This is a genomic window from Pseudomonas salomonii (genome assembly GCF_900107155.1).
Taxonomy (GTDB): Bacteria; Pseudomonadota; Gammaproteobacteria; order Pseudomonadales; family Pseudomonadaceae; genus Aquipseudomonas; species Aquipseudomonas salomonii.
Genome location: NZ_FNOX01000002.1, coordinates 659,102 through 683,242, shown reverse-complemented (window position 1 = coordinate 683,242; position 24,141 = coordinate 659,102). Strand labels below are relative to the sequence as shown.

The 24,141-nt window shown below is 62.1% G+C and carries 23 protein-coding genes; 8 read left to right on the top strand and 15 right to left on the bottom strand.

Annotated elements, in window-relative coordinates; translation table 11 throughout:
• Positions 1 to 37 precede the first annotated feature (37 nt).
• From BLV67_RS07130 to BLV67_RS07120, 3 genes are read right to left on the bottom strand one after another with little or no spacing between them, the layout of a single operon-like run.
• Positions 38 to 628 (bottom strand): FMN-dependent NADH-azoreductase, encoded by a 591-nt coding sequence (locus BLV67_RS07130; RefSeq protein ID WP_065911709.1) that lies wholly within the window; start codon positions 626 to 628, stop codon positions 38 to 40.
• Positions 625 to 1,068, bottom strand: a complete 444-nt coding sequence (locus tag BLV67_RS07125; protein ID WP_069787887.1) for a GNAT family N-acetyltransferase — start codon at positions 1,066 to 1,068, stop codon at positions 625 to 627. Before BLV67_RS07125 ends, BLV67_RS07130 begins: the two co-directional genes overlap by 4 nt.
• Positions 1,058 to 1,534: a carboxymuconolactone decarboxylase family protein gene (locus tag BLV67_RS07120; RefSeq protein ID WP_069787886.1), complete on the bottom strand. Its 477-nt coding sequence runs from the start codon at positions 1,532 to 1,534 to the stop codon at positions 1,058 to 1,060. The genes BLV67_RS07125 and BLV67_RS07120 overlap by 11 nt, the downstream gene beginning before the upstream one ends.
• Before the next feature lie 132 nt (positions 1,535 to 1,666).
• On the opposite strand from BLV67_RS07120, the gene pdxR reads away from it, so the two are divergent.
• Positions 1,667 to 3,034, top strand: coding sequence for a MocR-like pyridoxine biosynthesis transcription factor PdxR (gene pdxR / locus BLV67_RS07115; protein WP_069787910.1), 1,368 nt, complete (start codon positions 1,667 to 1,669; stop codon positions 3,032 to 3,034).
• A 181-nt stretch (positions 3,035 to 3,215) separates the two neighbouring features.
• On the opposite strand, the gene BLV67_RS07110 is transcribed toward pdxR, so the two are convergent.
• The 5 genes from BLV67_RS07110 to BLV67_RS07090 form a co-directional block, all read right to left on the bottom strand.
• A complete protein-coding gene (locus BLV67_RS07110; RefSeq protein WP_069787885.1) occupies positions 3,216 to 4,526 on the bottom strand; it encodes an MFS transporter in 1,311 nt (436 codons plus the stop codon).
• A 294-nt stretch (positions 4,527 to 4,820) separates the two neighbouring features.
• Positions 4,821 to 5,450, bottom strand: coding sequence for an N-carbamoylsarcosine amidohydrolase (locus BLV67_RS07105; protein ID WP_065911701.1), 630 nt, complete (start codon positions 5,448 to 5,450; stop codon positions 4,821 to 4,823).
• Positions 5,451 to 5,461: 11 nt separating this feature from the next.
• Entirely contained in the window at positions 5,462 to 6,214 is a 753-nt protein-coding gene (locus BLV67_RS07100; protein ID WP_058419668.1) for a maleate cis-trans isomerase family protein, read from the bottom strand.
• Between the two features lie 11 nt (positions 6,215 to 6,225).
• Positions 6,226 to 7,026, bottom strand: a complete 801-nt coding sequence (locus tag BLV67_RS07095) for an alpha/beta fold hydrolase (protein ID WP_065911700.1) — start codon at positions 7,024 to 7,026, stop codon at positions 6,226 to 6,228.
• A complete protein-coding gene (locus BLV67_RS07090; protein ID WP_065911699.1) occupies positions 7,023 to 8,156 on the bottom strand; it encodes an FAD-dependent monooxygenase in 1,134 nt (377 codons plus the stop codon). Before BLV67_RS07090 ends, BLV67_RS07095 begins: the two co-directional genes overlap by 4 nt.
• Positions 8,157 to 8,462: 306 nt before the next feature.
• Between BLV67_RS07090 and BLV67_RS07085 the strand changes: the two genes are divergently transcribed.
• The 4 genes from BLV67_RS07085 to BLV67_RS07070 all read left to right on the top strand — a co-directional run bounded on the left by BLV67_RS07085 (position 8,463) and on the right by BLV67_RS07070 (position 14,290).
• The gene (locus tag BLV67_RS07085; RefSeq protein WP_069787884.1) at positions 8,463 to 9,515 is read left to right on the top strand and encodes a 2,5-dihydroxypyridine 5,6-dioxygenase; all 1,053 of its coding nucleotides are present in this window, start codon (positions 8,463 to 8,465) and stop codon (positions 9,513 to 9,515) included.
• Positions 9,516 to 9,705: 190 nt separating this feature from the next.
• The gene (locus tag BLV67_RS07080) at positions 9,706 to 10,140 is read left to right on the top strand and encodes a MarR family winged helix-turn-helix transcriptional regulator (RefSeq protein WP_083269425.1); all 435 of its coding nucleotides are present in this window, start codon (positions 9,706 to 9,708) and stop codon (positions 10,138 to 10,140) included.
• 143 nt (positions 10,141 to 10,283) lie between these two features.
• A complete protein-coding gene (locus BLV67_RS07075) occupies positions 10,284 to 10,775 on the top strand; it encodes a (2Fe-2S)-binding protein (RefSeq protein ID WP_065911696.1) in 492 nt (163 codons plus the stop codon).
• The gene (locus BLV67_RS07070) at positions 10,772 to 14,290 is read left to right on the top strand and encodes a molybdopterin cofactor-binding domain-containing protein (RefSeq protein ID WP_069787882.1); all 3,519 of its coding nucleotides are present in this window, start codon (positions 10,772 to 10,774) and stop codon (positions 14,288 to 14,290) included. The genes BLV67_RS07075 and BLV67_RS07070 overlap by 4 nt, the downstream gene beginning before the upstream one ends.
• Before the next feature lie 120 nt (positions 14,291 to 14,410).
• On the opposite strand, the gene BLV67_RS07065 is transcribed toward BLV67_RS07070, so the two are convergent.
• Complete coding sequence (locus tag BLV67_RS07065; protein WP_069787881.1) at positions 14,411 to 15,058, bottom strand: TetR/AcrR family transcriptional regulator; 648 nt, start codon at positions 15,056 to 15,058, stop codon at positions 14,411 to 14,413.
• 159 nt (positions 15,059 to 15,217) lie between these two features.
• Here BLV67_RS07065 and ggt point away from each other — a divergent pair, with 159 nt between their 5' ends.
• Positions 15,218 to 16,942, top strand: coding sequence for a gamma-glutamyltransferase (ggt, locus tag BLV67_RS07060; protein ID WP_065911690.1), 1,725 nt, complete (start codon positions 15,218 to 15,220; stop codon positions 16,940 to 16,942).
• On the opposite strand, the gene BLV67_RS07055 is transcribed toward ggt, so the two are convergent.
• From BLV67_RS07055 to BLV67_RS07045, 3 genes are all read right to left on the bottom strand, one after another.
• The gene (locus tag BLV67_RS07055) at positions 16,936 to 17,490 is read right to left on the bottom strand and encodes an AAA family ATPase (RefSeq protein ID WP_069787880.1); all 555 of its coding nucleotides are present in this window, start codon (positions 17,488 to 17,490) and stop codon (positions 16,936 to 16,938) included. The two genes, ggt and BLV67_RS07055, sit on opposite strands and share 7 nt — an antisense overlap.
• On the bottom strand, positions 17,487 to 18,050 hold the full coding sequence (gene pnuC / locus BLV67_RS07050) for a nicotinamide riboside transporter PnuC (RefSeq protein WP_056859884.1): 564 nt from the start codon (positions 18,048 to 18,050) through the stop codon (positions 17,487 to 17,489). Before pnuC ends, BLV67_RS07055 begins: the two co-directional genes overlap by 4 nt.
• Positions 18,051 to 18,225: 175 nt before the next feature.
• Complete coding sequence (locus tag BLV67_RS07045) at positions 18,226 to 19,860, bottom strand: methyl-accepting chemotaxis protein (RefSeq protein WP_065911686.1); 1,635 nt, start codon at positions 19,858 to 19,860, stop codon at positions 18,226 to 18,228.
• A 224-nt stretch (positions 19,861 to 20,084) separates the two neighbouring features.
• On the opposite strand from BLV67_RS07045, the gene BLV67_RS07040 reads away from it, so the two are divergent.
• Together BLV67_RS07040 and BLV67_RS07035 are read left to right on the top strand one after the other, a co-directional pair.
• Positions 20,085 to 20,915 (top strand): undecaprenyl-diphosphate phosphatase, encoded by an 831-nt coding sequence (locus tag BLV67_RS07040; protein WP_069787879.1) that lies wholly within the window; start codon positions 20,085 to 20,087, stop codon positions 20,913 to 20,915.
• The gene (locus BLV67_RS07035; protein ID WP_056859887.1) at positions 20,912 to 21,295 is read left to right on the top strand and encodes a DUF1294 domain-containing protein; all 384 of its coding nucleotides are present in this window, start codon (positions 20,912 to 20,914) and stop codon (positions 21,293 to 21,295) included. Before BLV67_RS07040 ends, BLV67_RS07035 begins: the two co-directional genes overlap by 4 nt.
• On the opposite strand, the gene BLV67_RS07030 is transcribed toward BLV67_RS07035, so the two are convergent.
• The 3 genes from BLV67_RS07030 to BLV67_RS07020 form a co-directional block, all read right to left on the bottom strand.
• The gene (locus BLV67_RS07030) at positions 21,284 to 21,640 is read right to left on the bottom strand and encodes an MmcQ/YjbR family DNA-binding protein (RefSeq protein ID WP_069787878.1); all 357 of its coding nucleotides are present in this window, start codon (positions 21,638 to 21,640) and stop codon (positions 21,284 to 21,286) included. The genes BLV67_RS07035 and BLV67_RS07030 overlap by 12 nt on opposite strands.
• Positions 21,637 to 22,545 carry a LysR substrate-binding domain-containing protein gene (locus BLV67_RS07025; RefSeq protein WP_069787877.1) on the bottom strand — a complete coding sequence of 303 codons (909 nt, stop codon included), beginning with the start codon at positions 22,543 to 22,545 and terminating at the stop codon, positions 21,637 to 21,639. Before BLV67_RS07025 ends, BLV67_RS07030 begins: the two co-directional genes overlap by 4 nt.
• Positions 22,546 to 22,657: 112 nt before the next feature.
• Entirely contained in the window at positions 22,658 to 24,037 is a 1,380-nt protein-coding gene (locus tag BLV67_RS07020) for an NAD-dependent succinate-semialdehyde dehydrogenase (RefSeq protein WP_069787876.1), read from the bottom strand.
• Positions 24,038 to 24,141 lie beyond the last annotated feature (104 nt).

Genomic DNA, 24,141 nt, shown 5'->3' with positions numbered 1-24,141 from the left:
GGGCCAGTCGAGCTGCGCACTCAAGCGTGCCCCGCATTCAGCTGGGGCGGATCGCTTCGTACAGCTGCCGGTGTGCCTGTTCCACGGCGCGGGCCACCGCTTCTTCGCCGCGCACCATGGCGCCCAGGTAAACGAAGTCCACCGAATGGATACCCACCGTAGACAGGATGGTGGTCATATAGGGCGTGAGAAAGTCCGGCTCATGACCCTTGCGCGCATTGCCGCTGCTGACCAGCACAAAGGTGCGTCGATCCTCAAGCAGGCCGACCTTTTCAAACTGCGCATTGATGGTAAAGCTGCGATGGATGCGCACCACATGGTCGATCCAGACCTTAAGCGCCGCCGGCACGGTGAAGTTGTGCACCGGCGTGCAGATGATCAACAGGTCGCAGGCTTCCAGTTCGACGATCAGCTGTTCCGACAACGCCGTGGCGCTGCCACTCAAACCGCCCGGGGTGGTGAGTGCGTTCGCGTATTCCCGGCTCAGCGGCGCCAGCGCCTGGCTGCCGTAGTCGCGCTCGATGACGTCGGCGCCAGGCACCAGGTCGTTGAGCAGGGCACGGGCCAGCTTGAAGGTCTGCGCGGCCTTGCCGTGGGGGCTGAAACTGAGGAGCAGGGCGCGGGTCATTGGCTCAGGTCCTGGGAAAAGTGCATGCCTCGCGGCAGCAGGCCTTGGCGAAAGTAGAAACGCTGGGCCAGGGCCATATGCAGGCCGGTGTCCAGCACCAGGTAACGATAACCGCGGGCGCGGGTTTCTGCGCGGACCCGGTCGAGCAACTGCTCGCCCAGGCGACGGCGCTGCAAGGTGGCGTCCACCACCAGGTCATCGACGTAGATAAACTCACCGTACAGGGTGTTTTCCGACAGGCGATAGCCGGCCAGGCCAATGACCTTGCCGTGTTCACGCGCGGCCAGCAGGTGATAGCCGTGCTGGCGCTGGCGCTGAACCTGGGCGGCGAAACGGGCGGCGTCGGTCAGGTGCGGGCGCAGTTGCTGCATCACGGCAAAGCTTGCAATGCAGTCGGCCTCGGTTTCAATGAGGGCGAACTCGACGTGCTCATTGGTCATTGAGGTTCACCAGGTGGGCCTTGATCGCCTCCGGTACCTTACGAAAACTGATGGCCACGCGGTTCAAGGCGTTCATCAAGGAAATGGCCAGGGTCAGGTCGGCGACTTCCTTGTCGTTGAACACCGTGGCCACGGCGGCGTAATCGGCGTCCGGCACGTGGGTTTGCGCCACCTGGGTGACCACTTCGGCCCAGGCCAGGGCGGCTTGTTCACGCACCGTGAACAACGGCAAGGCTTCATGCCAGGCGGCCAGCAGCATGATCTTTTCCAGGCTTGCGCCTTGCTTGAGCAGGTCGCGGGAATGGGAGTCCAGGCAATAGGCGCAGCCATTGAGCTGCGAAACCCGCAGGTACACCAGTTCAATCAGTTCTTTCTCCAGGCCACAGCCATGCACATAGCTGTGCACGGCGCCCAGGGCCTTGTAACCAACAGGGGCGGCGTGGCCGTAATCGAGACGGTGTTTCATGGGTGATCCTCGGGTTGCGTTAAGAGATGCGCCATTTTCGGTGGTGGCCGGGTCGCTCGACAGGGGCATGATTGGACAAGTGGATTGGGACATGATCAGACTCCACCTTGTCGTCCTGCCGAGCCCCTTGTGATGTCGTCATTGCCCAAATATCAGGAAATCTACCGGCGCTTCCGCCTGGCCATCGACCAGGGCCAACTCGGCCCCGGTGATCGGGTGCCGTCGGTGCGCAGCCTGGCGCTGGAACTCAAGATCGCCCGCGGGACCGTGGAGGCGGCTTACCAGTTGCTGGTCAGCGAGGGTTTTTTCGAGGCGCGTGGGCAGGCGGGCACTGTGATTGCGCGGACATTGCCGCAGGTGGCGATGAAGCCCCAGCCGGCCTCACCGCCGCCGACATCGGCGCCGCCAGCCTTGCAAATGGGCCAGCCGGCGCTGGATGCCTTCCCGCGCAAGCTCTGGGCGCGACTGGTCACCCAGCAGGTACGCCGCACCGACGCCGACAGCCTGGCCATGGGCGACGTGCGCGGCGCCCAGGCGTTGCGCGTCGCGATTGCCAGTTATCTCGCGCTGTACCGGGGCGTGGAATGCACCCCCCAACAGGTATTTATCTGTTCGGGGTATGCCGGCTCCCTGACCCTGATGTGCGACGCGCTGCAGATGGCCGGGCAGCGCTGCTGGTACGAAGACCCGGGGTATGTGCATGCGCGGCAGTTGTTGCTCCATCAAGGGGTTGAGCTGGTGCCGGTACCGGTCGACCGTGATGGCCTGGATGTGGCGCAGGGCATTCAGCGTGAACCGCAGGCGCGATTGGCGATCGTCACGCCGGCCCACCAGAGCCCGCTGGGTGTGGCGTTGAGCCTGGCGCGGCGCCAGGCGTTGCTGGCCTGGGCGCAAGCGCAGGGCAGTTGGGTGCTGGAGGATGATTACGACAGTGAGTTTCGCTACCAGGGCCAGCCATTGGCGGCGCTCAAGAGCCAGGACGTGCACGACCGGGTGATCCATGCCGGGAGCTTCAGCAAGATGCTGTTTCCGGGCTTGCGCTTGGGCTATCTGGTGGTGCCGGCGGCGTTGGTGGAGGTGTTCGGGCGCAGCGCCGAGGCCTTGCAGCAGCGCGGTGCGCAGTTGTTGCAGCTGACGGCGGCGGATTTTCTCGAGCAGGGCCACTTCACCCGGCACTTGAAGAAGATGCGTCAGTTGTATGCGTTGCGAAGGGGCTTTTTGGTGGTGGCGTTGCAACTGCATTGCGCGGATTTTTTACGCGTGGATGAACAGGCCGGGGGGATTAACCTGTTGGCGCGGTTGCGGGTGCCCGTGCCGGATCGTGTGGTTGCCAAGGCCGCCAATGAGGCGGGGTTGGCGGTTAACGCCTTGTCGTCTTGGACCCTTGAGCCGGGAGGTGCACAGGGTGTGTTGATGGGCTTTACCAATGTGGCGACGGCGGAACAGGCCACTGAGCTGGCGGTGAAGCTGCGGCAGATACTGCAGGCATGTCACCCGTAAAAGGTGGGAGCGGGGTTGCTCGCGAATCGTCGCACCGCCGCTCCCACATTTAGATCATGTTCTGCTTCAAACCGTCAGGGTTTTACGGGTGTTGGCAGCGTCACCAGGTTGACATAGCCATCCCGGAATTTCTGCTTCTGCTTCGTAGGCAAGGTGATTCATCCGCAAAAAATTGTTGTTATTAACGGTTCACCAGTTTCGCCGGCAAGGCGATGACCAGGAAGCTGCTGAGAATCAGGCAGCCGGCGAAAAACCACAAGGCACCCGCACTGCTGCCGGTGACGTCGATCGCGACCCCCATCAACGAGTTGCTGACCAGGCCTGCGATATTCGCCAGCGAACAGGCCAGGGCAAAGCCGGTGGCCGCTGCGGTGCCTTTGAGGAAGGTTGCCGGCAGGCTGAAAAACACCGGCACGGCGCCGATGATGGCGGCTGACGCGATGGCGAACAGCAACACGGTGGCAACCACGCTATGGGTAAAGAACGTACTGGTGGCCATCGCCGCTGCGCCGATGAAGAACGGCACGATGATGTGCCAGCGGCGTTCGCGGTGTTTGTCGGAGCTGGCGCCGATCAGCAGCATGCCCAGCAGCGCCGCAACGCTGGGCAATGCAGTCAGCACGCCGATGTGGAAGGTGTCGGTCACCCCGGCGTTGCGGATGAAGGTCGGCATCCAGAACCCCATGGCGTAGGCGCTGAGCAGGATCGAAAAGTCGATGCCGCCGAGCATCCACACCTTGAGGTTGAAGAAACCGTCACGGAAGCTGTGCTTGCTGCCGGTGGCGTCGGCGTCGTCCTTGCGCAGTTCGCTTTCCAGCAAGGCTTTTTCTTCGTCCGACAGCCATTTGGCCTGCTGAAAGGAATTGGGCAATGCCCAGAAGGTCAGCACGCCGAGCAGGACGCTGGGCACCGCCTCGATCAGGAACAGCCACTGCCAGCCATGCAGGCCGCCCAGGTTGTCGAAGTGGCCCATGATCCAGCCTGACAGCGGGCCGCCGATGACGCTGGACAACGGCAGGCCGATCATGAACAGCGCGATGATGCGCCCGCGTCGGTGCGTCGGGAACCAGGTGGTCAGGTAATACAAAACGCCCGGCAAAAAGCCCGCTTCGGCGGCGCCGAGCAGAAAGCGCAGGATGTAGAACTGGGTGGTGGAAGTAACCAGCATGGTGCAGGCCGAGAGCAGGCCCCAGGTGATCATGATGCGTGCGATCCAGATCTTCGCGCCGACCCGTTCAAGTACCAGGTTGCTGGGCACTTCAAAGATGATATAGCCGACGAAAAACAAGCCGGCCCCCAGGCCGAACGCGGTTTCGCTGAAGTGCAGCTGGTCAAGCATCTGCAACTTGGCGAAGCCGATGTTGATACGGTCCAGGTAGGCGGCCAGGTAGCAGAAACACAGGAACGGAATCAGCTTCCAGGTGATCTTGTGGTAAAGCGTGGTAACGGGGTCGGCGACCGTAGTCGCGGGTGCTGCATTCGCAATGGGCATTGGGGGTGTCTCCTGGCGGTGACTTATGGTTTTTATACAGCCGCTTTTTTCCAGCACTTTGGAGTGCTGTAGAAGCGACGTCCAAAGGCAGTGACAGAAGATTGAGGTGTCCCTGTTGGAGGTGATCAAGTGTGGGAGCGGGCTTGCTCGCGAAAGCGGTGTATCAGGTGTCATCTCTATGACTGACACATTGCCTTCGCGAGAAAGCCCGCTCCCACATTCAATTGCATTCCAAGGTGGGGCGCTCAGTTTTTCCGGACCACGCTCGTTGTCGTGGTTCCTGTTGAATCCTTATTACTCCTTGAACTTGCTCATCGCCTCCTGCTTGCTCACCACATCGCCATACTTACTGTCGATGTCGAACAGATTGGCTGCATGGGGCGCCGGGTGTCGGTCGCCGACGCATTCGCGTACGACGATGGTGCGAAACCCATGCTGTACCGCATCCACGGCGGTGGCGCGGATGCAGCCGCTGGTGGAACAGCCGGCCAGCACCACGGTGTCGATGCCTTGGGCGTGCAGCATCGGGGCCAGGCTGCTGCCGAAGAAGGCGCTGGCGTACTGCTTGGTGATCACCACTTCATTTGCCTGGGGCAACACCTCGATACAGAACGCGGCGAGCGGGTTGCCCTCGACCATGTCTTTCATCACCGGGGCTTTCTTGACCCAGATACCGCCATCGGCGAAATGGCCGGGATGGTAGCGGATATTGGTGTGCACCACCGTAATCCCGTGCTGGCGAGCAGTGGCCAGCAGCTCGACGCTTTCAGCCACGGCCACCACCACTTCAGGGGCATACAACGGCGCGCCTTCGGTGGTGTAGCCCTGCATAAAGTCGATCATCAGCAGCGCGGATTTTTTGCCGAAGCCGATGCGATTGCCCCAGACGCCCTGGTAGTTGGCGTCGGCGGATTGTTCGCTCATCGTAAAACTCCTCAGTAAGCGCCGGACAGCAAGGCGCCGGCGCCGGGCACGACAGGCTCCAGGTCCAAGGCCTTGAGCATCGCGTAAGTGGTGGCGATGGCGGCGGTGAGCACCGGTTTGCCGGTTTGCGCTTCAACCTTGGCCACCACCGGCAGCGACTGCATCTGCACGCAGGCCGAAAGCACGATCACGTCCACGCCTTCCAGGTTCATGCCGGCGACGATCGCCGGCAAGTTGGCCGGGTCGTGGCGCGCCACTTCGAGGTTGTCGGGGATCTCCAGGGCGCGCCAGTCCACCACGTCAAAGCCTTCTTCGCGGATGTAGTTCACCACCAGCTCGGTCAGCGGCTTCATGTACGGCGCGACGATGGCGATGCGCTTGGCGCCCATCACTTTCAAGCCTTCGATCAAGGCGCCGGCGCTGGTGATCACCGGCGCGTTGGCATCGTTGTCTGCGGTGGCTTTACGCAAGCGCTGTTCGGAATTGCGGTGATAACCCAGACCCATGGCCATGATTGCCACCAGGCACGCATAACCCAGCACGTCGACCTTGGCGTCGGACAGCTCGATGGCGCAACGGTCGGACTCGCCGTCCATGGCCGCCAGTTCTTCCTTGCGCACCTGCTTCATGCGCATGCGGCTGGAGTGAAAGGTAAAGCGTTCGGGGCGGATTGCCTGGCGCGCATTAAGCATCGCCGGGATCTCGGTTTCCATGGTGGTGTTGGAGCTCGGCACGATCTGGCCGATGCGGTAAGGCTTAAGCATGGGTGGCGTCCTTATTGTTGTGTGAGGAAGCCGTCGAGGGCGGCAAAAAAGCCCTCAAGGTCATCCCACGGAATCATGTGCCCGGCGTTCGGCACGTGGGCGACCTGGAGCGCGGGCTGCAGGTTCTGGATTTCGGCGATGTCTTCGTCGAGGATCACGCCGCCGCGCCCGGCCACCATCAACAGGGCAGGGGCCTTGAGCTTGGGCAGGTGCTGGTGGAAGTCGACCGTGTGGAAGTCGTTGAAGGCACGCACGATGGCCGGCTCATAACAGGTGTGCAGCCACTCGGCGCGCAGCTGCAGTTGCTCGACGGTCCAGGTGGCGCAGAAGGCGCGCATCGCATCAGCGTCCATGCCGACCAGCGATTGGCGGATCGAGTCGACGTACCATGGCAGCTTGCTGGGGTATTCACGCCGGCCGGGGCCGGACACAGGCGGGTCGATCAGCACCACGCGGTTGACGCCCTGGGGGTGCATGACCGCGCTGTGCGCGGCAAACCGCGCGCCCATGGAGTGGCCGACCAGGTCGTAGCTATCGAGCCCAAGCGCATCGGCAAACGCGCCGATGTCCTCGGCGCAGGTGTCTGCGCTGTAGTCCAATTGCGGCCCGGTGGACGACAAACCGCGCCCGCGCACATCCAGCACGTAAGTGTCGAACCGGGCGCCAAGGCGCTCAGCCACAAAACCCCAGGTAATCGCCGGGCTGGTGATGCCCGGGATCAAAATCAGGGCCGGGCCTTTGCCGCCGTAGCGCAGGTAGTGCTGGCGAATGCCATTGGCTTGCACATGGGCGCCGAACAGAAAGGTACTCACGCGGCCACCCCCGATTTCAGCTCCTGGGCGTACAGGTCATAACCGTAGACCCAGGCCGGGTCTTCCTGGGTGCGCAGCCAGGTGTTGGCGTTGGACACCGCTTGTACGCGGGACGCGCGTTCCTTGCGGTTGGCTTCGTAGAGCTGGAACGCCGTGCGGTAGTCGCTGATGCCGGTTTCCTGCAGGCAGCGGGTGAGCATGGCCGCGTCTTCGATGGCCATGCCGGCGCCCTGGGCCATGTGCGGTTTCATCGGGTGGCAGGCGTCGCCCAGCAACACCAGGCGGCCACGGCTCCACAGCGGCAACGGGTTACGGTTGCGCAGCGGCCATTTGGTCACGCTTTCGGTGGACTCGATCAGCGCCTGCACGGTGGGGTGGTAGCCCTTGAACGCGTCGAACATCTCTTCGCGGCTGCTGTCCACGAACGCGCCCTGGAAGTCCCATTCGGCATGGGGCACGCCGGTCACGTAGTAGTACTCGTCGCGCTTGCCGGTGGTGTAGTAGACCATCATGTGGCGGTCCTCGGTCCACCACTTGATGCAGTCTTCGAACTTCAAGTCGTACTTGGCCAACTGGTCGCCACGGATCAGCGCACGGTGCGCGACCCAGCCGCTGTACAACGGTTTTTCCACGCCGAGCAGCTCTTCGCGGATCCTGGAGTTGATGCCGTCGGCGCCGATCACGATGTCGGCGTAGGTCACTTCGCCGTCGGCGAAGGTCAGGCGCACTTGGGTATCGGTTTCTTCGAGGCTTTCCAGACGCTTGTTGAAGTGCAGGGTGCCGGGTTTGAGGGTCGACATTTGCAATGCGTGCAAGTCGCCACGGTGCACGGTGATGTAGGAGGCGCCATAGCCGGTGAGTGGGATGCGCGAGAGGTAGTCACCGCTTTCGCCGCAACGGCTGAACCAGTGCTCGGGGTGCGAGCCCATCAGGTCCAGCTGTTTTTCGATGCCCATGCGGCGGAAGATTTTCATGATGTTGGGCCCCATGTGGATGCCTGCACCCAAGCGGGAAAACTCCGGCGCCTGTTCGTAGATATCGACGTCGAAACCGGCTTGCTGCAGCAGGGTGGCCGCCGCCGCGCCGCCCAGGCCGGCACCGACGATGGCGATTTTCTGTGTGCTTCCCATGGGGCGTAAACCTCTCTCTTTTTGATTTTGGCGGCATCTGTCCGCAAGGTTTTTAAAGTGTATACGCTCATTTTTTGAAATGGGAAGCCTGCATTTAAAATTTTATTGTTTGACCGTATTTATCCTCTGTAACGGTTTTTGGCCTTTATCTGTAGGGTTTGTGTGGGTTGGTAACGTTTTGGTGCACCACTTGCAGTTCGTCTTAAATTCGGGTCTTATCGTTTTTAATTGGTGTACACACTATAAAAATGCACCGGAGTGAAGCGTGATGCTTGAACTTGGTGCAGCCCCACAGGAGACAGGAAAATGCCGGTAAGCGATTGCGAACTCACCCAGATGTTTGAGCACGTGTTGAAACTGTCGAAGGTTGACCCGACCCAGAGCGTCGCCGTGCTCAAGAGCCATTACTCCGACCCGCGCACCGTGCGTGCTGCGATGGACGCGGCGCAGCGCCTGGGGGCCAAGGTGTATGCGGTGGAATTGCCGTCGTTCAACCATCCCAAGGCCATGGGCAACGACATGACCGCCTATTGCGGCGACACCGCGCTCACCGGCAATATCGCCGCCCAGCGCGCGTTGGAGGCCGCCGACCTGATCGTCGACACCATGATGCTGCTGCACTCGCCGGAGCAGGAGCAGATCCTCAAGACCGGCACGCGCATCCTGCTGGCCGTGGAACCGCCGGAAGTGCTGGCGCGCATGTTGCCCACCGAAGCCGACAAGGTGCGTGTGCTGGCGGCCGAGCAGTTGCTGAAAAAGGCCCGCTCGATCCACGTCAAATCCCGCGCCGGCAGTGATTTTCGCGCCGCACTGGGCCAATACCCGTCGGTCACCGAGTACGGTTTTGCCGATGAGCCAGGGCGCTGGGACCATTGGCCGAGTGGCTTTTTGTTCTCCTGGCCCAACGAAGAAACCGCCGAGGGCGTGCTGGTGCTGGATATCGGCGACATCCTGCTGCCGTTCAAGACCTACACCCGCGAGACGATCACCCTGGAGATCGAGAAGGGCTTTATCACCAGAATCCACGGTGGTTTCGAGGCCGAGTACCTGCGCGATTACATGAAGTATTTCAATGACCCGGAGGTGTACGGCATCTCCCATATCGGCTGGGGCTTGCAGCCCAAGGCGCAGTGGACGGCCATGGGCCTGCACGACAAAAACGACGGCATGTGCATGGATGCACGGGCGTTCTACGGCAACTTCCTGTTCTCCACCGGGCCGAATACCGAAGTGGGCGGCACGCGCAAGACGCCGTGCCATATGGATATTCCACTGCGAAATTGTGATGTGTACCTGGATGATGAGGCGGTGGTGATCGGCGGCGATGTCGTTGCACCATCAGCCTCCCTGGCACACTAAAGAGCCAAATGTGGGAGCGGGCTTGCTCGCGAATGCGGTGTGTCAGTCACCGAAGATGTTGACTGAATAGACGCATTCGCGAGCAAGCCCGCTCCCACAATGTGAATGTGTTTCTTCAGCTAGATCCTTGAGTGATTCGCACATCCCCGCCATCATGCCCACCATCGCCAATCACCCACCGAGCCACGCCGTGCCTGATTCCTACGTTTTCTCTGAACAAGTTGGCCACCTGCTGCGCAAGGCCTACCAGCGCCACTTGGCGATCTTTCAGCAGAATGTCGGCGACTCGCAGCTCACCGCCGTGCAGTTCGTCACCCTGTGTGCGCTGCGCGATCAGGGTGCAAGTTCCCTCACCGAGCTGGTCAAGGCCACGGCCGTCGACCAGGCGACCATTCGCGGTATCGTCGAGCGGCTCAAGAGCAAGGCGCTGATTACCCTGGAGCCGGATCCCCAGGACAAACGCAAAGTGGTGGTCGACCTGTCGCCAGCCGGCGCTGAACTGGTCACGCACACCGCGCCGCGCGCCGCGCAGATCAGCGAGCTGACCATGAGCAACCTCAACCCCGCAGAGCGGGTGGCGGTGCTGTTCCTGCTGCGCAAGATGATCGACGACCCGCAGGAATAAAACGGCGCTGGCATCGTTTTTGCTCTGAGTTCATGTAGTAGTCACTTCACGTGTCAAGTGTGTCGCGAGGCCCCACATCCGCGACGCTTTTTTTTGACTGTTTCGTGTAGTGGTTGCTTCATCAACTGATACAGGCGAAGCGAATGATCAGCCCACCCATCACCGTTGGTCTCAAGGTCAACGGCCACACCCGCGAAGTCAGTGCCATGGCGGATACGCCGCTGCTGCTGGTGCTGCGCAATGACCTGCAACTCAACGGCCCCAAGTACGGCTGCGGCCTGGGCGAGTGCGGTGCCTGCACCGTGATCATTGATGGCGTGGCGGCGCGTTCGTGCGTGTTTCCACTGGCGGGTGCAACCGGGCGCGAGATCGTCACCCTCGAAGGCCTCGGCACCCGCCAGGCGCCGCACCCGGTGCAGCAAGCCTTTATCGATGAGCAGGCGGCGCAGTGCGGCTATTGCCTCAACGGCATGATCATGACCGCCAAGGCGTTGCTCGACCGCAACCCCAACCCCAGCGAAGCCCAGGTGCGCAATGAGCTGTCGGGCAACCTGTGCCGTTGCGGCACCCATATCGAAATCCTGCGCGCCGTGCTGCGTGCCGCGCGCCTTATTAGTGTGGAGGGCCGACCATGACGGATATGTCCCGTGAGCAATGGCTGGCCAAGGCTGGCGTGTTATTGATTGTTGATGATGTGCTGCCACCTTCAGGCCCGGTGGCCAAGGGCGGCACACCCACCGTTAAACCCAGGGAACTGGGGTTGTTCATCGCGGTAAACGATGACGGCCTGGTGTATGCCTTCAACGGCCATGTGGACCTGGGCACCGGCATTCGCACCTCGCTGGCGCAGATTGTGGCCGAGGAGTTGGACCTGAACCTGCAGCAGGTCAAGATGGTGCTGGGCGATACCGAGCGCGCGCCCAACCAGGGCGCCACCATCGCCAGTGCGACCTTGCAGATTTCGGCGGTCCCGCTGCGTAACGCGGCTGCCGAAGCACGGCGCTTTTTGCTCGCGCGCGCAGCGGGGCGCTGGGGCGTGAGCACCGGCAGCCTCAAGGTTGAAGCCGGGGTTGTGCATGCCGCCGACGGGCGCACCACCACCTACGGCGAGTTGGTCAGCGGCCAGCATGATCAGCTGCGCATCAGCGGCGAGGCGCCGTTAAAACCCGTCGAGGATTATCGCCTGGTCGGCAAGGACGCCGCGCGCGTGGATATCCCCGGCAAGGCCACCGGCGAGCTGACCTATGTGCACGACATGCGTGTGCCGGACATGCTCCATGGCCGCGTGGTCCGCCCACCGTATGCCGGGCTCGACTGCGGCGATTTTGTCGGCAACAGCCTGCTGAGTGTGGATGAGGCGTCCATCGCGCATATCCCCGGCATTGTCGCGGTGGTGGTGATTCGCGATTTTGTCGGTGTGGTGGCGTTGCGCGAAGAACAGGCGATCAAGGCCGCCCACGCACTCCAGGTGCACTGGAAGCCGTGGAACAACGCCTTGCCGGACATGCGTGATGTCGAGCAAGCCATCCGCGACAACCCACGGGTACGCCGCACGGTGCTCGACCAGGGCCATGTCGACGAAGCCCTGGCGGGCGCCAGCCAGCGCATGCCGCGCAGCTATTTGTGGCCGTACCAGATGCATGGCTCGATCGGGCCTTCGTGTGGCGTGGCGGACTATCAAGCAACCGGCAGCCGCGTGTGGTCCGGCAGCCAGAACCCGCACCTGCTGCGCGCCGACTTGGCGTGGTTGCTGGAATGCGACGAAGCGTTGATCGACGTGATCCGCATGGAAGCCGCCGGCTGTTACGGGCGTAACTGTGCGGACGATGTGTGCGCCGATGCGTTGCTGTTGTCGCGCGCCGTGGGCAAGCCGGTGCGGGTGCAACTGACCCGCGAACAGGAACACCTGTGGGAACCCAAGGGCACCGCGCAGTTGATGGACGTGGACGGCGGGCTCAACGCCGACGGCAGCATTGCCGCCTATGATTTTGAAACCAGCTACCCGTCCAACGGCGCGCCGACCCTGGCGCTGTTGCTCACTGGCCGCGTGGAGCCGGTGGCGGCGATGTTCGAGATGGGCGACCGCACCTCGATTCCGCCCTACGCCATCGACAATATGCGCGTGACCATCAACGACATGGCGCCCATCGTGCGCGCCTCGTGGATGCGCGGCGTATCGGCGTTGCCCAACACCTTTGCGCATGAATCCTATATCGATGAGTTGGCCTTCGCTGCGGGCGTCGACCCGGTGGAATACCGCCTGCGCTACCTCAAGGACGAGCGCGCCATCGACCTGGTCAAATCCACCGCCGAACGGGCCAACTGGGCGCCGCGCACGGCGCCGATGCAAACCGCCAGCGATGACCACCTGTTGCGCGGTCGCGGCTTTGCCTATGCGCGCTATATCCACAGCAAGTTCCCCGGCTTCGGCGCGGCGTGGGCGGCATGGGTGGCGGACGTGGCGATCGACAAACACACCGGCGATGTGTCGGTGACGCGGGTGGTGATCGGCCATGACTCGGGGATGATGATCAACCCGGCGGGCGTGCAGCATCAGATCCACGGCAATGTGATCCAGTCCACCAGCCGTGTGCTCAAGGAGCGGGTGACCTTTGAAGAGTCGACGGTGGCGAGCAAGGAGTGGGGCGGCTACCCGATCCTGACCTTCCCCGAAGTGCCGCAGATCGACGTGCTGATGATGCCGCGCCAGGACCAGCCGCCCATGGGCGCCGGTGAGTCGGCCTCGGTGCCGAGTGCGGCGGCGATTGCCAATGCGATCTATGACGCCACCGGTATTCGTTTTCGCGAGTTGCCGATAACGCCCGAGCGGGTGTTGGCGGCGCTGAACGCCGGCACCCTTGGTGAGCCTGCCAAGTCGCCGGAAAAACGCAGGAAGTGGTGGTTCGGTGCGTTGTTTGCCACCTTGGGGGCGCTGATGGCGACGGCCTGGCCGTTTCACAACGAAATCGCACCGATCGCGCCGCCCGGCGCGGGCACCTGGTCCAAGGCTACCCTCGAACGCGGGCGCTTGCTGGCGGCGGTGGGCGATTGCGCGGTGTGCCATACCGCGCCGGGTGGCGCCGCGAATGCCGGCGGCCTGGCCATGCAAACGCCGTTCGGCACGCTGTACAGCAGCAATATCACCCCAGACGTGAAAACCGGCATCGGCGCCTGGTCGTACCCGGCATTCGAGCGGGCGATGCGTGACGGCATTGGCCGCGATGGGCGCAACCTGTACCCGGCGTTTCCCTATACCGCGTTTCGCAATATCAATGAGGCGGACATGCAGGCGCTGTATGCCTACCTGATGTCCCAGGCGCCGGTGAGCCAGGCGCCGACGCCGAATGCCATGCGCTTTCCGTTCAATTTCCGGCCGTTGATGGCGGGCTGGAATGCACTGAACCTGCGGCGGGGTGAAATCACCCCACGGCCTGAGCGCAGCGCGCAGTGGAATCGCGGCAATTACCTGGTCAATGGCCTGGGGCACTGCGCCGCGTGCCACTCGCCGCGCAACCTGATGGGGGCGCAGAAGGGCGGCAAATCCTTCCTTGCCGGGGGCGTGGTCGATGGCTGGGAGGCACCGGCGTTGACGGGCCTGTCCAAGGCACCGACGCCGTGGACCGAAGATCAATTATTTACTTACCTGAGCACTGGCTACTCCGATGCCCACGGCGTGGCGGCAGGCCCGATGGGGCCGGTGGTGAGTGAGTTGGCAAAGCTGCCCAAGGCCGATATTCGTGCGATGGCGGTGTACCTGGCGTCGCTCAAGGGCGAGGCAACTGCCGAGGCGCAAGTCCAGGTTGCGACTGTTGCGAACCCCAATGGCCGACGTGTATTCGAAGGTTCGTGCAAGGCCTGTCACGCCGATGGCCTGGGGCCGAAGCTGTTTGGGGTGAGCCCGTCATTGGCGAGCAATACCAACGTGTTCAGCGATCAGCCGGATAATTTGATCCAGGTGATTTTGCAAGGCATCAGTAACCCGGCGACCCAGGACCTGGGGTATATGCCGGGGTTCAAGGACAGCCTGTCGAATAACCAGGTAGCGGATCTGGTGGCCTACCTGCGCACGCGCTTTGCACCCAATGCGCCGCAGTGGAAGGGCCTGGAACAAAAGGTCGCGCACCTGCGCGCCAACCCTGGCACTCACTGACAGGACGCGGTTAAAACTGTGGGAGCGGGCTTGCTCGCGAATGCGGTGGGTCAGTCAATTTATCTGTCACTGGCCCACCGCATTCGCGAGCAAGCCCGCTCCCACAGGATGAACCGGTTTCTACCGGGAAATCGGCGTTACACCCCGCAGCACCAAGTCACTGATAAACCCCAGCCAATCCTGCTGCTGTCCCTTGTCCGCCAAATCTTCACCGAGGAATGAACTGAGGGTGTGGCGGTTGGAGTTATAGAAGTAGCACAGCGAGGCAATCATCAAATACACGTGTTTGAGGTCGATGTCCTGGCGAAACACACCCTGGGTCTGGCCGGCTTCGATGATCGGGCGTAACACGCCAACCGCTTCGCCCGACAGCCTGCGCATCTCACCCGACTGCCGGGCATGTTTACCCTGGTGCAGGTTCTCGATGCTCAGGATCGCCACGAACTCGGGGTGCTTGACGTAGTAGCTCCAGATAAAGGCCACCAGTTCACGCAAGGCTTGCACGGGGTCGCCCAGGTCCAGCTTGAGTGTGCTTTCGGCTTTATTGAACTGTTCGTAGACCTGTTCCAGCACACAGACGAACAAGTGTTCCTTGCTGCCGAAATAGTAATAAAGCATGCGGTCGTTGGATTCCGCGGCCTTGGAAATGGTGTCGACGCGCCCACCGGAATAGCCGTCGCGGGTGAACACCTTGACCGCCGCCTGCAAGATGCGCGCACGTGTCTGGTCGGCCTGTTGCGCCCGAATCCCGGTCTTTTTGATCGCCATCACAAAGCGCCTTGCCGCCAGTCTGGGCGCGAAATATAGCATGGGCTTTTTCGAGCCCGTTCTATGACCGACAAGTTCTGTAATAAAAACGCCATTGCGCTGGGGATTGGATTCGAGTCGGGCTATTTTGGTGCACCGCAATAAATAGAGTAGCCATGGATGAAATACCAACCCTTCAGCCGTACCCTGATTGCCACTGCGCTGGTGCTGACGGTCAGCGGTGTGCAAGCCGCGTCACAGGCCCCGGTGGCCGGTGAAAATGGCATGGTGGTGACCGCCCAGCATTTGGCCACTCATGTCGGCGTGGAGGTGCTCAAGGCCGGCGGCAACGCGGTGGATGCGGCGGTTGCCGTGGGCTATGCGCTGGCCGTGGTGTACCCGGCAGCGGGCAACCTCGGCGGCGGCGGCTTTATGACCGTGCAACTGGCAGATGGGCGCAAGACCTTCCTCGACTTCCGTGAAAAAGCCCCGTTGGCAGCCACCGCCGACATGTACCTGGACAAAGACGGCAAGGTCATCGACGGCCTCAGCGCCAAGGGCCACTTGGCCGTCGGCGTACCCGGCACCGTATCCGGCATGGAAACCGCGCTGAACAAATACGGCACCCTCAAGCGCGCCCAGGTGATTGCCCCGGCGATCAAACTGGCCGAAAACGGCTTTGAACTGGAGCAGGGCGATATCGACCTGCTGCACACCGCCACCGGCGAGTTTGAAAAAGACAAGGACCTGCGCGGGATCTTCCTGCACAACGGCCAGCCGATGCAGGTCGGCCAGAAGCTGGTGCAGAAAGACCTGGCCAAGACCCTCAAGGAAATCTCCGCCAAGGGCACCGACGGCTTCTATAAAGGCTGGGTCGCCAAGGCGCTGGTGGACTCCAGCCAGGCCGGCAAGGGCATCATCACCCAGGCCGACCTCGACAAGTACAAGACCCGCGAGCTGGCGCCCATCGAGTGCGACTACCGTGGCTACCACGTGGTCTCGGCGCCGCCGCCCAGCTCCGGCGGCGTGGTGATCTGCCAGATCATGAACATCCTCGAAGGCTACCCGATGGCCGACCTGGGTTATCACTCGGCCCAGGGCCTGCACTACCAGATCGAAGCCATGCGTCACGCCTACGTGGACCGCAACAGCTACCTGGGCGACCCGGATTTCGTCAAGAACCCCATTGCGCACCTGTTGGACAAGGACTACGCCGCCAAGCTGCGCGCCGCCATCGAACCGCAGAAAGCCGGGGATTCCCAGGCGATCAAGCCAGGTGTGTCGCCCCATGAAGGCAACAACACCACCCACTATTCCATCGTCGACAAGTGGGGCAACGCGGTGTCCGTGACCTACACCCTCAACGACTGGTTCGGTGCCGGCGTGATGGCGAGCAAAACCGGGGTGATCCTCAACGATGAAATGGACGACTTCACCGTCAAGGTCGGCGTGCCGAACATGTACGGGTTGGTGCAGGGCGAAGCCAACGCTATCGCACCGGGCAAGGCGCCGTTGTCATCAATGAGCCCGACCATCGTCACCAAGGATGGCAAGGCGGTAATGGTGGTCGGTACGCCGGGCGGCAGCCGGATTATCACCGCGACGTTGCTGACCATCCTCAATGTCATCGACTACAAAATGAACATCCAGGAAGCCGTGGACGCGCCGCGTTTCCACCAGCAGTGGATGCCTGAGACCACCAACCTGGAAACCTTCGCGGTGAGCCCGGACACCCAGAAGATTCTGGAAAGCTGGGGCCATAAGTTTGCCGGTCCCCAGGATGCCAACCACTTGGCGGCGATCCTGGTGGGCGCGCCTTCGCTGGGCGGCAAGCCGGTGGGCAACAACCGTTTCTACGGGGCGAACGACCCGCGTCGTAACACCGGTTTGTCCTTGGGCTACTGAGGCGTTAGACATTGCCCTTGACGCGGCTGGGCAAGCAGTTGCTCGACCGCCTCAAAGGCTGTGGCGCGGCGTGCTTCCCAGTCGCCACGTATCACCAGGGCGGGTTGTTGGTGCTGTTCGATCCAGTCCAGGCTGCCCTGGAAGAACACCCGTCGATCGGCCAGTTCAGGCTGGCAGCGCTGGCCGTCGGCGCTCCATTCCACGTCCTCGGGGGACAGCAGCAGGTGCAGGTCGTAATGGCGGGCCAGCAGCTCGTCATCCAGCCACGCCGGGCAGTCACCGAACAGGGTCTGGCTCCAGAGCTTGTTGGTCAGCAGGTTCGTGTCGAGGATCAGCAGGTGAGGCTGCTCGGCGCGGGCGGCGTCTTCCCAGGCCAGTTGGCCACGGGCGATGGCCGGGATGTCCGCCAGGGTGGTGTCGCGCTGGTGATGGTCGATGAAATAGCGCACGTATTCACCCACCATCAGCCCACCGAAGCGGGCGTGCAGTTGCGCGGCCAGCCAGCTTTTGCCGCTGGATTCGGGGCCGGCCAGTACCACTACTTTCATGCGTGCAACGCCGGGTCGGCGCGCCATTCACGCCAGCCCTGCACGGCGATCACGGTGAACAGTGCATACAGCGCGGCGGTGAGGTACAGGCCTTTGTAGAGGAACAGGCCGACAAAGATCACGTCCACGGCGATCCACAGCGCCCAGCATTGCACGCGTTTTTGCGCCATCCACATTTGCGCCACCAGGCTGAAACCGGTGAGGGCGGCATCCAGCCAGGGTTGCGCGGCATCGGTCCAGTGGGCCATGGCGGCGCCGAGCAGCGCGCTGAACACGGCGCCGACGGCGAGGCTGACCATGATCGCGGGCCAGCCCAGGCTTGTGACCTGGCGGCCCTGCTTGACCTCACCGGCGCGGGTCCATTGCCACCAGCCATAGAGTTGCAGGCCGGCGTAGACCACTTGCAGGAGCATGTCGGAGTAGAGTTTTACGTCGAAGAACACCCAGGTGTAGAGCAGCACCATCACCAGCCCGATGGGCCAGCACCAAGGGTTTTGTTTGACCGTCAGCCAGACAGCGATCACCCCCAGGGCGGCGGCGAACAGTTCAAGCCCGGACATGGTGGTTCCTTGGGAGAGTGGGTGAGGGCGGTGATTGTAACCAAGATGGTGGGTCGTAGGAATGCTCGTTCCCACGCTCTGCGTGGGAATGCATCCCCTGACGCTCCGCGTCAGGCCTGGACGCAGAGCGTCCGTGGCGGCGTTCCCACGCGGAGCGTGGGAACGATCATGAGTACTAGATCTTGAACTGGCGCAACAACCCCTCAAGCTGCTCACTCAACCCGCGCAAATGCGCACTCGCCACGCTGGATTGCTCTGCCGCCAGGGCCGTGCTGTGGGACAAGCCTGCCGCCTGGGTGACGTTCTGGTTGATGTCCTCCACCACATGCGCCTGTTGCAAGGTCGCGCTGGCAATCGAGGCATTCAGCCCGTTGAGGTTGCGCAACGCCTGGCCGATGGCGGTGAGGCTCGCCCCCGCCTGGCCCGCTTGTTCGATGGTCAATTGCGAGGCGCTGTGGCTGTCGCTGATCACTTTAACCGCCGCTTCCGAATGACCTTGCAGGCGCTCGATCATCACCTGGATTTCGGCCGTGGATTTTTGCGTGCGCTGGGCCAGCAGCCGCACTTCGTCGGCGACCACGGCAAACCCACGACCCTGCTCGCCGGCACGCGCCGCCTCGATGGCGGCGTTGAGCGCGAGCAAGTTGGTCTGGTCGGCAATTGAACGGATCACTTCCAGCACGCCACCAATCTGGGTGCTTTCACTGGAGAGCGTGCGGATCACCTCCACGGCCTGGCTGATGGTGCTGGAGAGCTGGTCGATCTGTTGCAGGCTGCCGTCGATATTCACCTGGCCCTGCTGCGCCTGGGCCTGGGCGTCGCGCATTTCGCTGGCGGCATGCTCGGCGTTTTTTGCCACGTCCTGCACGCCATAGGTCACTTCATTGATCGCCGTGGCCACCAGCTCCATCTGCTGGGACTGTTGCTGGCTGCGGTCGTGGGCCTGGCTGGCATTGGTGCCCAGCTCCGTGGACGACTGGCCCAGCGCGTTGGCACACGCCTGCAATTGGCCGACCACCTGGCGCAGCTTGGCGGTGAAGCTATTGAAGTGCAGCGACAGTTGAGTGACCTCGTCGCGCCCGTGGGTGTCGAGGGTGCGGGTCAGGTCGCTTTCGCCGCTGGCAATATTGCCCATGGCGTTCACTGCCGCCTGCAATGGGTGCACGATGCTGCGCGCGATCAGGATCACCAGCAGCGCCATCACCAGCGCAATGCCCAGGCCGATCAGCGAGGCTTTCCAAACCTGGCCGTTGAATTCAGCCTGCACATCATCCACATACACGCCGGAACCGATAATCCAGCCCCACGGCTCGAACAGTTGGATGTACGAGGTTTTCTCCACCGGCGCGTCGGCGCCCGGTTTGGGCCAGCGATAGTTGACGATCCCGGCGCCCTTGGCCTTGGCCAGGAGCACAAATTCATTGAACACCGCAAAACCGTCCGGGTCGCGGATGGCCGAGAGGTTCTGGCCGTCGAGCTTGGGGTTGGCCGCGTGCATGATCATCACGGGCGTCAGGTCGTTGATCCAGAAGTAATCATCGTGGTCGTAGCGCAGGCCACGGACTGCGCTGAGGGCTTGCTGTTGCGCGGCCTCGCGGGTCAGTACGCCGGTTTTTTCAAGGTTTTGATAGTAAGCCAGCACGCCGCTGGCGGTTTGCACCACGTGCTGGGTCTGCTGGCGTTTTGCCTGGTAGAGGTCGCCATGGATCTGCTTGAGCATCAGCAACCCGAGGGTCAGCAGCATCAACACGGCGACTATCAGGATCAGCCAAAGACGGCGGCTGATCGACATGCTGCGCAAACTGTTCATCGTCCTGTCACTCCGTGCTTTTTATAATTGTGTGCTGCATCGACAATTCCATCTTGTCTGATAGGCTTTCGGCCTGTAACCGAAAAACCTGAGTACTCCCTGATTTTTCACGAAATTTTTGCGCTCGGCTGGTGAAAATCCGCAGCGCATCACGATTACACGTGGTCAGTGAACATTAAAAAGACAGACAAGGCGTGCCGCAGCGCATGACCTTTGGGGGATACATGGATTTTTGGACCGCCATACAGGCATTGATTCTTGGCGTGGTGGAGGGGCTGACCGAGTTCCTGCCAATCTCCAGCACCGGGCACCAGATCATCGTCGCCGACCTGATCGGCTTCGGCGGCGAACGCTTTGAAGCGTTCAACATCATTATCCAACTGGGCGCGATCCTCGCGGTGGTCTGGGCGTTTCGGCGCAAGATCCTCGACGTGGTGATGGGCTTGCCGACCCAGCCCAAGGCCCAGCGCTTTACCGTCAACCTGATCATCGCGGTGCTGCCGGCGGTGGTGTTGGGGGTGATTTTTGCCGACCTGATCAAGCATTACCTGTTTAACCCGATCACGGTGGCCACGGCGTTGGTGGTGGGCGGGGTGATCATGCTGTGGGCCGAGCGTCGCCAACATGCGGTGCACGCTGAAACGGTGGATGAGATCACCTGGAAAGACGCGCTCAAGGTCGGTGTGGCCCAGTGCCTGGCGATGATTCCGGGCACTTCGCGCTCGGGCGCGACCATTATCGGCGGCCTGTTGTTCGGCCTGTCGCGTAAAACCGCCACCGAGTTCTCGTTCTTCCTGGCCATGCCGACCATGGTCGGTGCGGCCGTGTATTCGGGCTACAAATACCGTCACCTGTTCCAGCCCGATGACTTGCCGGTGTTTGCCATCGGCTTTGTCACCTCGTTCATCTTCGCGATGATCGCGGTCAAGGCGTTGCTCAAGTTCATCGCCAGCCACAGTTACGCGGCGTTTGCCTTGTATCGGATCGCGTTCGGCCTGGTGATCCTGGCCACCTGGCAGTTTGGCTGGATCGACTGGACGGCGGTCAAGCCATGAGCATTCAATACCCGCGCCTAAAGGCGCTGATTTTTGTGTTGCTGTGCGCCGCGCCGCTGATCGGCTCGGCGCTGCTGTGGTATCGCGGCGAAACGCTGATCCCGCTGGCCGCCTATGGCGTGGTCAGCGTGGTGGCGTTTTTCCTGTACTGGGGCGATAAACGCAAGGCCCAGGCCGAAGGCCCGCGCGTGCGCGAAAATATCCTGCATGCCGTGGAACTGGCCGGTGGTTGGCCCGGGGCGTTGATTGCCCAGCAGGTGTTTCGCCACAAGACGCGCAAGGTGTCGTATCAGGTGCTGTTCTGGGTGATTGTGGTGCTGCACGAGGTGTTCTGGCTCGACCAGTTGTTCCTCGGCGGCACGCTGCTGTCAGTCCTCTAGCAACAAGCCAACCTGCGTGCGCTTGGGCAGTTTGCTCACCACCAGTTGGTGCGAGCGCTGCAACAGGCCACGCAGTTCCTCGGCGCCGAGCGGATAGGGCGTGTTCATGATCACCCACTGCGCCCGCGCCAGGTAGGGCGCCGGGTGGATGCCGGGGCGGTCCACATGGCCCAGGAACAGTTCCTTGTCGACCTTGAACGCCAGCGAGTCACCGCGCAGGTTCTGCACGGCGAACATTTTGTTGCCGGCAATCGAGAACACGCGCACGCCGCCCCATTTGTAGTCTTCACGTGCGCCGGGCAGGCCCAGGCAGAACGCCGCGACTTGTGCTTCGCTCATCTTCATAGCAAACGGTCTCCGCAACCCTTGAAGGCTTCTTCCAGATAGTCGATCCAGGCCCGAATCGCCGGTAAAACACCACGGCGATGCGGGTAGACCGCCTGCAGCCAGCCGCCCGGCGAGGACCATTGCGGCAGCAACTGCACCAATTGGCCGCTGGCCAATTCTTCTTCGCAATACATCATCGGCAGCAGGGTAAAGCCCAGGCCCTGCAAGGCGCAGGCTTTGCGCACGATAAAGTCATCGATGCCCAGGCGCGCTTCCATGGATAAGTTTTCGGTATTGCCCTGCGGGTCGATCAAGCGCAAGTGCACCAGGCGATCGGCCTCAAGCGCAGCGAGTACCGGCAATTGCTTGAGATCGTCCGGGGTCTTGATTTGCTTGCCTTGCAGGAACTGTGGGCTGGCCACCAACACGGTCTGGGCCTGGCGCAGGCGCTTGGTCACCAGCAACGGGTCTTCATCGCCCAGTTCGCGCACGCGCAGGGCCACGTCGATGCCTTCAGCCACCAGGTCGACGCGTCGGTTGACCAACATCATCTCAAGCTGCACCAGTGGGTGAGCGGCGAGAAAGCCGGCAACCATCCCCGGCAACATGTGTTGGGCCATGCCCACCGGGCAACTCACCCGCAGGCGCCCGCGCGGTTCGCTGGACATGCTGGCCACGGCCTCGTCGGCCATTTCCGCCTCCAGCAGCATCGCCTGGCAATGGCGCAGGTAGCGCTCGCCGACGGCGGTGAGGGTCAATTGCCGCGTGGTGCGCTGCAACAGGCGCGCGCCGAGGCGTTCTTCCAGTTCGGCAATGCGTCGTGACAGCCGTGACTTGGGAATCCCCAGCAGCCGGCCGGCCGCCGCAAAGCCGCCGGCTTCGACGACTTTGGCGAAATAGTAGAGGTCGTTGAGGTCTTGCATGGTCAACCTATTGTTCTGTCAGTGGGACGAACTATCCGCGCCTGGCCTGCACAAATCCAGCCTGAAAAACAACCAGCACCTTGCAGGCACTGGCTTTTGGAGGGCAGAGGGCTCAGAACTGCGCCCCCGCCATCAACACATACTTCACATGCACGTACTCCTCGATCCCGTAATAGCTGCCTTCACGCCCATAGCCGGACTGCTTGATGCCACCAAACGGAACCGACGCCGTGCCCACTGAGCCCGAGTTGAGGATCACCATGCCAGCCTCCAATTGACGTGACAGGCGCAACGACCGGCCGAGTGCGCTGGTGTAGGCGTAGGCCACCAGGCCGAACTCGGTCTGGTTGGCGCGGGCGATGACCTCTTCTTCATCCTTGAACGAATAGAGAGCGAACACCGGGCCGAAAATCTCTTCGGTGGCCAGTGGTGAATCGTCCTGCAAGCCGGTCAATACGGTCGGTTCATAGAACAGCCCGCCCTTGGCGTGGGGTTTGCCGCCCATCAGCACCTTGGCGCCCGCCGCCCTGGCCTCGTCGACCAGGCGCACGACTTTGTCGAAGCCCTGTTGATTGACCAGCGGCCCGACCACAAAGCCTTCGCGCAGGCCCTGGTCCACTTCGACGTTGGCGACGGCAGCCTTCACGCGTTCGATAAAGGCTTCAAGAATGCTGTGCTGCACAAAGATCCGGTTCGGCGAGATGCACACCTGGCCGGAGTTGCGCAGTTTGGCGCTGACCAGTCCTTTTACCGCCTCATCGAGGTTGGCGTCCTCAAACACAATAAACGGCGCATTGCCGCCCAGTTCCAGGGTCATCTTCTTGATGGTTGCCGCGCATTGCGATGCGAGCAATTTGCCCACGCCGGTGGAGCCGGTAAACGAGATCTTGCGGATGCGTGGGTCGCAGGTAAAGATCAGGCCGATTTCCTGCGGGTCACCGACCACCACTTCAAGCACGCCGGCTTCGATACCGGCCTTGCGTGCGTAGTCCAGCAGCTTGAGGGCGGTGAGCGGCGTGTCTTCAGCGGGTTTGATCACCATGGTGCAGCCGGCGGCCAGGGCTGTGGCGACTTTGCGGGTGATCATCATGAACGGGAAGTTCCACGGCGTGATGGCTGCGACCGGGCCGATGGCTTCTTTGGTCACCACTACATTGGCATTGCGGTCGTGGGTGGGGATGGTGTCGCCGTAGACGCGTTTGGCCTCTTCGGCGTACCACTCGATAAAGCCCAGGCCGTAGTCGATTTCACCTCGGGCTTCGCTCAGGCACTTGCCGTTTTCACGGCAGAGCAGTTCGGCGAAGGCTTCCTTGTCGGCCTTAACGCTGTCGTGCCAGCGGCGCAGGATGTCGCTGCGCTCTTTGGCGAGTTTGCCGGACCAATCGGGAAAGGCCGCGCAGGTGCGGTCAACGGCAGCCTTGACCTGGGCTGAGGTGTGCTTGGCCACACGGCCGATTTCTTCACCGGTGGCGGGGTTGTAGACGATAAGCATGGGCAAACTCCGAAGGCTGAAAGTACAGGTTCAGGCTACGGAACACGGCGGCTTGAGCGAATATCCATTCCAATGTGCTGATTGCCTATTCCTATGAGTGCATA

Bases quoted from the DNA above. Each gene is read 5' to 3' on its own strand.
- BLV67_RS07130 (WP_065911709.1), bottom strand. From the start codon at position 628: ATGACCCGCGCCCTGCTCCTCAGTTTCAGCCCCCACGGCAAGGCCGCG.
- BLV67_RS07125 (WP_069787887.1), bottom strand. From the start codon at position 1,068: ATGACCAATGAGCACGTCGAGTTCGCCCTCATTGAAACCGAGGCCGAC.
- BLV67_RS07120 (WP_069787886.1), bottom strand. From the start codon at position 1,534: ATGAAACACCGTCTCGATTACGGCCACGCCGCCCCTGTTGGTTACAAG.
- pdxR (WP_069787910.1), top strand. From the start codon at position 1,667: ATGTCGTCATTGCCCAAATATCAGGAAATCTACCGGCGCTTCCGCCTG.
- BLV67_RS07110 (WP_069787885.1), bottom strand. From the start codon at position 4,526: ATGCCCATTGCGAATGCAGCACCCGCGACTACGGTCGCCGACCCCGTT.
- BLV67_RS07105 (WP_065911701.1), bottom strand. From the start codon at position 5,450: ATGAGCGAACAATCCGCCGACGCCAACTACCAGGGCGTCTGGGGCAAT.
- BLV67_RS07100 (WP_058419668.1), bottom strand. From the start codon at position 6,214: ATGCTTAAGCCTTACCGCATCGGCCAGATCGTGCCGAGCTCCAACACC.
- BLV67_RS07090 (WP_065911699.1), bottom strand. From the start codon at position 8,156: ATGGGAAGCACACAGAAAATCGCCATCGTCGGTGCCGGCCTGGGCGGC.
- BLV67_RS07085 (WP_069787884.1), top strand. From the start codon at position 8,463: ATGCCGGTAAGCGATTGCGAACTCACCCAGATGTTTGAGCACGTGTTG.
- BLV67_RS07075 (WP_065911696.1), top strand. From the start codon at position 10,284: ATGATCAGCCCACCCATCACCGTTGGTCTCAAGGTCAACGGCCACACC.
- BLV67_RS07070 (WP_069787882.1), top strand. From the start codon at position 10,772: ATGACGGATATGTCCCGTGAGCAATGGCTGGCCAAGGCTGGCGTGTTA.
- BLV67_RS07065 (WP_069787881.1), bottom strand. From the start codon at position 15,058: ATGGCGATCAAAAAGACCGGGATTCGGGCGCAACAGGCCGACCAGACA.
- ggt (WP_065911690.1), top strand. From the start codon at position 15,218: ATGAAATACCAACCCTTCAGCCGTACCCTGATTGCCACTGCGCTGGTG.
- BLV67_RS07055 (WP_069787880.1), bottom strand. From the start codon at position 17,490: ATGAAAGTAGTGGTACTGGCCGGCCCCGAATCCAGCGGCAAAAGCTGG.
- pnuC (WP_056859884.1), bottom strand. From the start codon at position 18,050: ATGTCCGGGCTTGAACTGTTCGCCGCCGCCCTGGGGGTGATCGCTGTC.
- BLV67_RS07045 (WP_065911686.1), bottom strand. From the start codon at position 19,860: ATGAACAGTTTGCGCAGCATGTCGATCAGCCGCCGTCTTTGGCTGATC.
- BLV67_RS07040 (WP_069787879.1), top strand. From the start codon at position 20,085: ATGGATTTTTGGACCGCCATACAGGCATTGATTCTTGGCGTGGTGGAG.
- BLV67_RS07035 (WP_056859887.1), top strand. From the start codon at position 20,912: ATGAGCATTCAATACCCGCGCCTAAAGGCGCTGATTTTTGTGTTGCTG.
- BLV67_RS07030 (WP_069787878.1), bottom strand. From the start codon at position 21,640: ATGAAGATGAGCGAAGCACAAGTCGCGGCGTTCTGCCTGGGCCTGCCC.
- BLV67_RS07025 (WP_069787877.1), bottom strand. From the start codon at position 22,545: ATGCAAGACCTCAACGACCTCTACTATTTCGCCAAAGTCGTCGAAGCC.
- BLV67_RS07020 (WP_069787876.1), bottom strand. From the start codon at position 24,037: ATGCTTATCGTCTACAACCCCGCCACCGGTGAAGAAATCGGCCGTGTG.